Here is a 10,284-nt window from a genome sequence, read left to right as displayed (position 1 = left end):
CAGCCGCAGCGCCAGCCACAGCGTCAGCCGCTCCGCCAGCCGCAACTCCGGCTCCGGCGGCGCCCCCGGCCGGCGCCAGCCTCGTCCCCCGTCCCGCGTCGCCCGTCGCGGCCCCCCCCGCCGCCCCGGCAGCAGGAACCGTCGCGCGCCCCCGCTCCTCCCCCCTCGCCCGCCGCCTCGCCACCGACCGCGGCGTCGCGTTAGGCACCCTCCAGGGCTCGGGCCCCGGCGGACGGATCGTGAAGCGTGACGTCGAGGCAGCGGCCAGCACCTCGGCGGCGCCCAGCGCCGCCACTCCCGCCCCCCGCCTCCCGTCTCCCGTCTCGGCCACCGGCGACGCGTTCCGCGACACTCCCCTGACCCAGCTCCGCAAGACCATCGCCCGCCGCCTCTCCGAATCCATCGGCCCCGTCCCCACCTTCTACCTCACGGCCGAACTCGACATGGAGCGCGTCGCCGAGATGCGCGCCGCCATGGCCGAGCTGGGCGACGCGTTCAAGGTCTCGTTCAACGACGTCGTCCTGAAGGCGGTCGCCACGGCCCTCGCGCAGCACCCCGAGTGCAACGCCCACTGGCTCGGCGACGCCATCCGCTACTGGNNNNCGGCGACGCCATCCGCTACTGGAACCGCGTCCACCTCGGGATGGCCGTCGCCATCGACGACGGGCTCATCACCCCCGTCATCTTCGACGCCAACCTCAAGGGGCTCGCGCAGATCGCCGCCGAGTCGCGCGACCTTGCCAAGCGCGCCCGTGAGCGCAAGCTCAAGCCCGAGGAGTACACGGGGTCGACCTTCTCGGTCTCCAACCTCGGGATGTTCGGCATCGACCAGTTCACCGCGATCATCAACCCGCCCGAGGCCGGGATCGTCGCCATCGGCGGGATCGAGGCCAAGCCGGTCGTCGTCGACGGCCAGGTCCAGGTCCGCCGGCGCATGCGGGTCACCATGAGCTGCGACCACCGCGTCATCGACGGCGCCACCGGGGCCAAGTTCCTCCAGACGCTCCGCCGCCTCATCGAGAACCCGCTGCTGCTCGTGTACTGACGGTGTCCCCGGGGGGCGTGCGCATGGCACGCCCCCTGGTAGATTTCCGTCCATGCGCCGGGAACATCGGCGCCCCTCACGCCTACCACACGACTCGTCATGGCCTCATACGACGTCATCTTCCTCGGCGGTGGCCCCGCCGGCTATGTCGGCGCCCTCCGCTGCGCCCAGCTCGGACTCTCCGCTGCCGTCGTCGAGCGTGAAGGGCTCGGGGGCACCTGCGTCCTGTGGGGGTGCATCCCCGCCAAGGCGCTCCTCGAGAGCGCCTCGCTCGCCAACAAGGTGCGCCACGCCGCCGACTTCGGGGTCAACATCCCGGGTGAGGTCGGCTTCGACTACGGCGTCGCCATGAAGCGCTCGCGCGCCGTGTCGAACCAGAACTCCAAGGGAGTCGAGTTCCTCTTCAAGAAGAACAAGATCGCCTGGATCAAGGGAACCGGGCGCGTCGTGAAGGGGGCGGCCGGCGCCGTGGCCAGCGTCGCGGTCAAGGACGCCACCGGCAAGGAGGAGAAGCACGACGCGAAGAAGGCGGTCGTCATCTCCACCGGCTCGCGCGTGCGCGGCCTCCCGCAGATCGGCCTCGAGATCAACAAGACCACCGTCATCTCGTCCGACCAGGCGCTCACGCTCGAGAAGGCGCCGAAGTCGGTCGCCATCATCGGCGCCGGCGCCATCGGCTGCGAGTTCGCCGACGTCTTCAACGCCTTCGGTAGCCAGGTCCACCTCCTCGAGGTCCTCCCCAGCATCCTCCCGCTCGAGGACGCCGACTGCTCCGCGGAATTGCAGCGGGCCTTCAAGAAGCGGAAGATCAACGTCGTCACCGGGGCGAAGATCTCCAACGTGAAGGTCGGCAAGGACTCCGTGTCGATGACCGTCGAGGCGCAGGGAGCGAAGGAGGAGATCACGGTCGACCAGGTCCTGGTCGCCGCCGGGCGCGCCCCCAACGTGGAGGACATCGGCCTCAAGGAGCTCGGCGTGCAACTGACGGATCGCGGCTTCATCAAGGTCGACACCGCCACCTACCAGACCAGCGTCAAGGGCGTCTACGCCATCGGCGACGTGATCGGCGCCCCCATGCTCGCCCACAAGGGGTCGCGCGAGGGGCACATCCTGGCCGACCTGCTGGCCGGCCAGCACGCGCACCCGCTCAACTACGGCAACATCCCCAACGCCACCTACTGCCACCCCGAGGTGGCCTCCATCGGGCTCACCGAGCAGCAGTGCAAGGAGAAGAAGCTCGACTACAAGGTCGGCAAGTTCCCCTTCTCCGCCAACGGGCGCGCCCGCACCTCGGGCGAGACCGAGGGCTTCGTCAAGATCATCCGCGACGCCAAGTACGGTGAGATCCTCGGCGCCCACATCGTGGGGGCGCACGCCACCGAGATCATCCACGAGTTGGTCGTCGCCCGCGAGAACGAGTTCACCGTCGAGGAGATCGACCTCGCCATCCATGCCCACCCCACGCTCTCCGAGGCGGTGGCCGAGGCGGTGCTGGACTCGATGGGGAAGATGCTGCACGCGTGAGCCGGCGCTGGGCACTCGCGGCGTGGGCGTTGCTGCTGCTCGGGGGGTGTGGCGAATCCCCGAGCCCCCCGCCCGCGTCCGGGCGCCTGCAGGTCGACCTCGTCGGGCTCCCCGCCGGGGTCGACGGCAAGGTCACCGTGCGGGGCCCCGCCAGCTACGTGCGCGAGCTCACGCAGTCCACCACCCTCACCGGGCTCGCGCGCGGTGACTACGAGCTGTGGCCCAACCCGGCCCGCACCGACTCGGCCACCTGGTCGCCCAACGACGTGACGGTGCGGGTGACCATCGGCCCCTCCGATGCCGCCACCGCCACGGTGCCCTACACCCTCGCCACCGGACGCCTCGCCGTCCTGCTGCAGGGGCTCCCGCCGGGGACGCAGGGACGGGCGACCGTCGCCGGCCCCGATCGCTTCTCGGTGGTGCTCACCGAGAGCGACACGCTCGGGAACCTGGTGCCGGGGAGCTACGAGATCTCCACCGCCGACGTCACCCAGGGGACGGACGTCTACGCCCCCAACACGACGCGCGCCACGGTGAACGTCGCGCCGTCGCTCACCCCGGCCGCCGTCCCGCTCACCTTCACGCTCATCTCGGGGGCGGTCTCGCTCTCCGTCGTCGGGCTCCCGACGGCCGTCCCCGCCGCGGTGCACCTCACGGGCCCCAATGGCTTCGCGCAGGACGTCACCGCGTCGCGCACCGTCGGCGGCCTCCTGGCGGGGCTCTACACCGTCACGGCCGACACCGTGACGAGCGGAGCCTCTCGGTGGGCCCCCATTCCCGCCAGCCAGAACCTGACGCTCGCCACCGGCTCCAGCGGGAGCGCGACGGTGAACTACACCCTCGTGTCCCCGGGTGCGACGGCCAACCTCACCATCGCCGGCGCCCACTTCCAGCAGGTGGTCCAGACCTTCGGCGGCGCCGTCCCGCTCGTCGCCGGACGCGACGCCCTCCTGCGCGTCTTCGTGGTCGGCTCCACCACGGGCATCACCGCCCCCGACGTCAGGGTCCGCTTCTACAACGGGGTGACGCTCGTCTCCACGGTCACCATCCCGCCGCCGACGCCAACGGCCCCCACCACGGTCGACGAGGGGGCGCTCTCGGCGTCGTGGAACTACCGCGTCGCCGGCTCCCTCATCCAGCCGGGACTCTCGGTGCAGGTCGATGCGGACCCGGCCAACCAGGTGCCCGAGAGCTCGGAGAGCGACAACAGCTGGCCCGACGCCGCCTCACCGCTCGCGCTGCAGGTGCGCACCGTCCCCCCGCTCGCCGTCCGCTTCGTCCCCATCACACAGGCGGCTAGCGGCCTTACCGGACGCGTCTCGACGGGGAACCTCGACCAGTTCCTCATCGGCGCCAGGAAGCTCCTCCCGCCAGCCACCGTCAGCGGCGTCATCGCCCCGCCCTTCACCACCAATGCCCCGGCGGTGGTCCCGTCGGACAGCAACGGCGCCTGGCTCCAGATCCTGAGCGAGATCAACGCGCTCCGGAGCGCCGAGGGAGGGAGCGGCATCTACTTCGGGATCCTGCAGGTGCCCTACACCTCGGGGATCGCGGGGATGGCCTACATCAGCGGCCGGGCGGCGTTAGGCTGGGACTGGTTCCCGAGCGCCTCGGTGGTCGTTGCCCACGAGATCGGGCACTCCATGGGGCGCTTCCACTCCCCCTGCGGCTCGGCCGGCGGCGTCGACGTGTCGTATCCCTATCCGCGAGCAGCAATCGGCGTGTACGGCTACGACGCGCTCGCGGGGGGGCTCGTCGCTCCCACGGCGTCCGACGTGATGAGCTACTGCGCCCCCGTCTGGATCAGCGACTACACCTTCAACGGGATGCTCAACTACTGGCTGGCCAATGCCGGCTCGTTGGTGGCCAGTGCCAGCGTCGCGCCCCGTCCCGGCGTCCTGGTGTGGGGGCGAATCCAGCACGGGCGCCCGGTCCTGGAACCGGCGTTCGACGTCGTGGCCCCTCCGTCGCTTCCCACGCGCCCGGGCGCCGAGCGCGTGGAGCTGGTGGGAGAGAGCGGCCAGGTGCTCGCCTCGCTCTCGTTCTCCGCCGAGCGCGTCGTCGACGGCCAGGACTCCACGGCGGCGCATTTCGCATTCGTCGTTCCGCGGGACATGCTCGGCGCGGCGGCGCTGGCCTCGCTTCGCCTCCACGCACGCGGGCGCATCGGGACGATGTCCGGCGCCGCGGCTCGTGCCACGACGCCTGAACACGTGCGCGGTGCGCGCAGCGGCGGAGATGCCGTGCGCCTGTCGTGGAGCGGTGGGCGCACCCGGGCGGCGCTGGTGCGCGACGCCGCCACCGGGAGCGTGCTTGGCATCGTCAGGGAGGGAGCGGGGATCGTGCAGACATCATCGCCCAGGCTCGAGGTCATCGTCTCGGACGGGGTGCGGAGCGCGCGCCAGCTCATCGATGTCGGCCCCGGCGCCGCCGGACGCAACCGCCAGCCGCCGAAGTGAGCCGCGCTCCATGACCGACACCTCTCGCCACCTCGAAGGGAGCGCGCCGGCGCCGGCTTCGGAGCTCGTCGTCTTCGACCTCGGGCGCGTCCCGTATGGCGACGCCCTCGCGCTGCAGCGCGACATCGCGCGGCGGGTCATCACCGGCGAGATCCCGCACGACGTCCTCCTCCTGCTCCAGCATCCCCACGTCATCACGCTGGGGCGCTCGTACAAGGGGAAGACCCTGGTCGCCTCGCCCGAGTACTTGCGCAGCAAGGGGGTGGAGCTGGTGGAGGTGGACCGTGGCGGCGACATCACGTACCACGGTCCGGGGCAGCTGGTCGGCTATCCCATCTTCGACCTCAAGCGCCACACCCGCGACCTGCACTGGTACCTGCGGCAGGTGGAGGAGGCGCTGATCGTGGCACTTGGTGCCGTGGGGATCTCGGCCTCGCGGCGCGGGGGGCTCACCGGCGTGTGGGTCGACAACCGGAAGATCGCGAGCATCGGCGTGCACGCGCGCGACTGGGTCACGTGGCACGGCTTCGCCCTCAACGTCACCACCGACCTGTCGTACTTCGACCTCATGGTCCCGTGTGGCATCAGCGACGTGCAAATGACGTCGGTGGGCGTCGAGCGCCCCCAGCTGCAGCTGGACGTGGCGGCGATGGGGAAGCTGGTGGCCGATGCATTTGCTGCGGTCTTTCACCGCCAATCCGGTCCCGTTAGCTTTCATCGCGATCTCAGCGCCCTCGGTTCGTCGCATGCGACGGCTGCGGAAGACGCGAGTCGACGGCACGGCGGCGCCTCCGCCTGAACACCCTCCCGACAAGATCCCGATGACCATGCGCAGGGCCGTCCTGGCCACGTTGCTCGTTGGCGCCGCCGCGTGCGGCGATGCCCGCCTCAAGAAGCTCTCCGAGAACATCCCGCGCGACTCGGCGATGAAGCTGCTGCTGGACGAGGGGGCTCCCCCCGACTCCGCGCCGCACGTCTATCGCGAGGCGCGATACCTGGTGGATGGGCGTTTCTATCGGATCGCGTACTACACGAAGACCGATCGCAAGGAAGCCAACGATACGCTGGAGAAGGTCGCGCCGCTGCTGGACGACGAGCTCACGCCGATCGTCTTCGTGAACGACACGCTGCGCGTGTGGGGGTGGGACAAGTGGGAGGATATCGCGGCGACGATCCACGTACCGGTGCCGCCGAGGCGCTGATACCGGCAGTCGCGCCTCGGGCGACACGGCGCACTCGATACATCACCGGCATAACGAGAGAGGCCACGCTGACAAGCGTGGCCTCTCGTGCGTTCCGCCCCCCTCTTCCCCGAATCGGCCGTGGCCGCGGCACCGCTCGATCGGCGGATGCCATGTCCAAGCGGGACGAGCGATCGGCCGGGAGCGGGCAGCCATTCAGGCCACTGACGGCCACTGAGGGCCACTGAGGGCCCTGAGGGCCACCGATGGCGCCACTGAGGGCCCCACCGAGAGCTGAGGGCCACCGAGGGCCACCTGAGGGCCAGTGAGGGCGCCGCACGGCACCCCCGACGACACCCCCAAAAGCCAATGGGGGCCCGACCCGAAGGCCGGACCCCCACTGACTTGCTTGATCAGATACGCAATCCCGAGGGATTACGGATCGATCGTCTGCGCCAGGGCGCCCGAGACCAGCGCGACGGTGCCCGCAGGGCTGACACCGAAGGCGCGAATGTCACGGTTCTGCGTGGCACCGGTGCCGTTCAGCACCGAGTAGGCCGACGAGCCCGAGAGGGCGAAGGTGTAGGTCCAGACGCGGGTAGCGCCGTTGTCGACCAGGGTCGCCGAGCCAGCCGCGACCGAGCCGAGGAGGACATAGTCACCCGCGGTGTTCTGCCCGTAGAAGTCCACGCGCGAGAACGGATTGTTGAAGACCGCGGTGGCACCCGTCGCGACGGCCGTGAGGTTCGTCGAGGTCGGGGTCGCGCCGCAACCAGCGGGGAGCGTCCCACCGCAGATCGTCACGTTCGACGTAGCGGTGGCGTACGTGGTGAAGTTCGTGGTGCTCACACCGGTCGTCGGGTGCGACGACATGGCGAACACCGTCGAAGCTGCCGTGTACGCCGCCTGCGTCTGGTCGCGAGCGAACAGATTCAGGGTGTTGAGCGGGTTGGCGCCAGCAACGTACGCCGCCGGAGCGCCGGCCGTCCCGTCCTGGATGCCCAGGTACGTGTTGACCGTCGTGTTGATGGCGAAGTTGGTGTTGTTGAACGTCGGCGCGTTGTACGCATCGACCGCGGTCGGAGCCGCCGCCAGCGTGATCGGGCCGGCGAAGACGCCGCCGAAGCCAGCGGTGTAGTAGTAGTCGCGGATCGACAGGTCGTCGTTGATGAACGACGAGGCCACGAACGGACCGGTGATGGTCAGCGGAACCGACGGGTTGGTCGCAACGACCGGGGTGTTGTCGCGAACGACGACACGGGTCAGCGTGCCCGACGCGTTGCCGGCAGCATCCTGCGCGTAGCCGGTGAACGTGTAGTAACCGACCTGGCCCTCAGCCGCAACGAGGTTCGTCGCGACGAGCGGGAGCGCGGGGGTCATGCCAACGCCGCTCGGCGTGCAGACGCCCGTGACGACCGTGCCCGCGAGGCAGCCCGTGCCGGCGCCACCGACGCCCGGCGCAACGTTGCCCGCGGCGTTACGGACGGTGACGGTCGCGGCGACCGGGGTACCAGCGAGCATACCCGAGTTGCCAACCGCACCCGTGTCGGCGACGGTAACCTGGAACTCACCGCCAACCGTCGCGGTGTTGATGCGGGCATTCGAGCCCAGACCGGCCGAGAAGTTGATGGTCGGAGCCGCGACGTCGACGCCGAAGCGCAGGTGGTTCGAAGCAGTGGCGTTGTTGTACACGCCCGTGGGCTCGACGTAGCAAGCCGTGGCGGCAGCCGGAAGGGCCGACTCGTTGCCGAGGAGGTCCGTGGCGCTGGCGACCGCGCAGTACGTCGCGTTCGTGGCCGACGGAGCCGGGAGCGCCGGAGTCGACGAGGCCGTGGCGGCGATCGCCGTAGCCATGTCGGTGCCCGTGCGCAGCCAGCGCGTGTAGCCACCGACGCCAGCGTCAGCGGTGCCATTGATCATCCAGTCGTTGTCCGTCGCCGAGGAGTTCACCCCTGCGAGGCCGACCGTGCCGTTGATCCAGCTGTTCTGACGCCCGTTCGGGTTGGCAGCGAACGTCGGCGCGCCAGGCGCGCGGTTGTCGAGGCGAACGACCGGGGCCGGGTTGGCCGGCGAGCTGAACGGAGCCTGCGCGGCGAAGAGCTGGTTGCCCTGGTTGTCCGTGGCGGTCACCCAGGCGTTCTCGCCCGCGCCGCCACCGTTGTACTCGTAGTCGGAGACGTTGCCGACGGCGTTGGCGCCGGCGTCGGAGAACGTGGCCGTCCACGCGCCCGTGCCACCCGCAGGGGCGACGAGAGCCGCGGTGCGGGCACCAACGCCCGAGGCGTCATTGCCACCGAAGGTCGTCGAGCCAGCGGCCATGGTGCGGCCCTGCTGGTAGATGACCGGGAGGACCGAGACCGTCAGGCTGCCGCGCTCGAAGGCGAGGCCACCGGCGCTCACGGCCGAGGCACGCGTGCCGCCCAGGATGAGCTGCTCGATGAGGCGGTTGGCGTTGTTGAACTGGAGCGTGATGCTCGGCGTGGCGACCTGCGTCCCACCCTGCACGACGGCGCGGGCGGAGAGCTGGCGGGCGCCGTTGAAGTACTTGGCGACACCGGTGGTCTGGTCGAAGTCGGCCGTGTTGATCGAGCCGACGATCTCGGCGAGCGCCTCAGAGACCGCCGCAAGGCTCATCTCGTGGCTCTGCTGGGCCGAGAAGGCCTGCGAGTAGACGACCGCGTTGTCGAGGAGGATCTCGACCTTCGAGATCACCTGGTCACCCGGGTCGACATTGAGGGTCGCGTCGATCTGGCCAGCGACGTTGTTGAAGTTCACCGGGACGTTCGTGGCACCCGTCGTCACCGACTTGATGCTGATCGTCGCCGGGGCCGGCTGACGGACCGTCAGGGCGAGCGAACCGGCAACGGTCGGATCGACCGTCGACGTCGCGGTGATCGTGGCAGCGCCCGGGGCGACCGCCGTGATCTTGCCCGTCGCGTCGACCGTCGCGACCGAGGTCGCGCTCGACGCCCAGGTCACCGTCTTGGCGACGCCCGAAGTCGTCGTCACGTTGGCAACCGCCTGCAGGGTCTGCGTCGGGGCCAGGATCGCCGAGGTCGGCGACACCGCGACCGACTGCACGCCCTTGTCCGCCGACACCGTGATCGCCGCCGAGCCGGACACGCCAGCGTTGGCAGCGGAGGTGGCGCGAACCGTGGTCTGGCCAGCCGCAACACCGGTCACCTCACCGGTGGCGCTCACCGACGCGATCGCCGAGTTGGCCGACGCCCACGTCACCGCGGTGTTCACTCCCGAACCGTTCACCGCGACGTTGGCCGAGAGAATCAGCTTCTCCCCGACCTTGATCGTCGCCTGCGCCGGCGAGACCGTCACCGCCGTCACCGTCGGCGGCGGAGTCTCAGGCGGCGGCGTCACCGATACGTCGTCACCGCAAGCAGCGAGCGCAACCAGCCCGCTGAGCGCGATCAACGACCGCGTGAGTTTCTGCATTCCTTTTCCCCCTTCTACAGAGTGAGTTGAGTCCTGCACGAACCGGTACTGCGACTGCTCTACTGCCGTACTGTGGCGCTACTGCCATCTTGCTCTCGCCTGGCGGGACACCGCCGCGACGCACAAGTGCCGCCCGAAGGCGCTCGAGAGGCCTTCGTCTCACAGACTGAAGACCCCAGCTCCGACGCGACGGTCACTTTCCTCTCCAGGACAACTCCACTGCCGACCACGAACGTCGGCAGCCAACGAAGCTACCGGCACCAGAATACCGGGTCAAGGCATTCTAATGTGTCATTACGACACATACGCCCCGCCCCGATGACTCCAATCACCGGTCCCTCGATGACTCCAGTTGTCCAACGGCGCGTCGCTGGTGCCGCCGCCGCCCCGCTTCCGGGTGCAGGGCTCCTCGACGAACCGGGAGCCTGCCGCAATCAGCGACATGGCCCCACTCCAGCAAAACGCGGCGCGAATCTATGCCTGACGAGTCCTCTTCGCCAGAGGAGATTCCACCAGACCGCCCCCCAAGAGCGCCGGGCCACCCCCGCACCACGTCCGGACCACTCAAGACGGGTCGCCACTCTCCCGGGTCACACGCCCCCCCTCCCCCCTCCCCCTTCCCCCC

6 protein-coding genes are annotated in these 10,284 nt (G+C 69.9%); 5 read left to right on the top strand and 1 reads right to left on the bottom strand.

Features of this window, described 5'->3' with window-relative positions:
- Nucleotides 1–643 precede the first annotated feature (643 nt).
- The 5 genes from ABS52_18760 to ABS52_18740 all read left to right on the top strand — a co-directional run bounded on the left by ABS52_18760 (nucleotide 644) and on the right by ABS52_18740 (nucleotide 6,230).
- Nucleotides 644–1,045 (top strand): hypothetical protein, encoded by a 402-nt coding sequence (locus ABS52_18760; GenBank protein ID ODT00293.1) that lies wholly within the window; start codon nucleotides 644–646, stop codon nucleotides 1,043–1,045.
- A 99-nt stretch (nucleotides 1,046–1,144) separates the two neighbouring features.
- Nucleotides 1,145–2,569, top strand: a complete 1,425-nt coding sequence (locus ABS52_18755) for a dihydrolipoyl dehydrogenase (protein ID ODT00292.1) — start codon at nucleotides 1,145–1,147, stop codon at nucleotides 2,567–2,569.
- Entirely contained in the window at nucleotides 2,566–5,028 is a 2,463-nt protein-coding gene (locus tag ABS52_18750; GenBank protein ODT00291.1) for a hypothetical protein, read from the top strand. The genes ABS52_18755 and ABS52_18750 overlap by 4 nt, the downstream gene beginning before the upstream one ends.
- 10 nt (nucleotides 5,029–5,038) lie before the next feature.
- Nucleotides 5,039–5,827 carry a lipoyl(octanoyl) transferase gene (locus tag ABS52_18745; GenBank protein ODT00294.1) on the top strand — a complete coding sequence of 263 codons (789 nt, stop codon included), beginning with the start codon at nucleotides 5,039–5,041 and terminating at the stop codon, nucleotides 5,825–5,827.
- Nucleotides 5,775–6,230: a hypothetical protein gene (locus ABS52_18740; protein ID ODT00290.1), complete on the top strand. Its 456-nt coding sequence runs from the start codon at nucleotides 5,775–5,777 to the stop codon at nucleotides 6,228–6,230. Before ABS52_18745 ends, ABS52_18740 begins: the two co-directional genes overlap by 53 nt.
- 414 nt (nucleotides 6,231–6,644) lie before the next feature.
- Here the strand turns inward: ABS52_18740 and ABS52_18735 are convergent, their stop codons facing one another.
- Nucleotides 6,645–9,659 (bottom strand): hypothetical protein, encoded by a 3,015-nt coding sequence (locus ABS52_18735; GenBank protein ODT00289.1) that lies wholly within the window; start codon nucleotides 9,657–9,659, stop codon nucleotides 6,645–6,647.
- Between the last annotated feature and the right edge of the window lie 625 nt (nucleotides 9,660–10,284).

Source organism: Gemmatimonadetes bacterium SCN 70-22 (assembly GCA_001724275.1).
Lineage (GTDB): Bacteria > Gemmatimonadota > Gemmatimonadetes > Gemmatimonadales > Gemmatimonadaceae > SCN-70-22.
Note: the sequence above shows the minus strand (reverse complement) of the source record. Positions and strands in the feature narration are given on the sequence as shown.

Excerpts from the sequence above, each read along its gene's own strand:
- ABS52_18760 (ODT00293.1), top strand. The coding sequence starts at position 644 with ATGGCCGTCGCCATCGACGACGGGCTCATCACCCCCGTCATCTTCGAC.
- ABS52_18755 (ODT00292.1), top strand. The coding sequence starts at position 1,145 with ATGGCCTCATACGACGTCATCTTCCTCGGCGGTGGCCCCGCCGGCTAT.
- ABS52_18745 (ODT00294.1), top strand. The coding sequence starts at position 5,039 with ATGACCGACACCTCTCGCCACCTCGAAGGGAGCGCGCCGGCGCCGGCT.
- ABS52_18740 (ODT00290.1), top strand. The coding sequence starts at position 5,775 with ATGCGACGGCTGCGGAAGACGCGAGTCGACGGCACGGCGGCGCCTCCG.
- ABS52_18735 (ODT00289.1), bottom strand. The coding sequence starts at position 9,659 with ATGCAGAAACTCACGCGGTCGTTGATCGCGCTCAGCGGGCTGGTTGCG.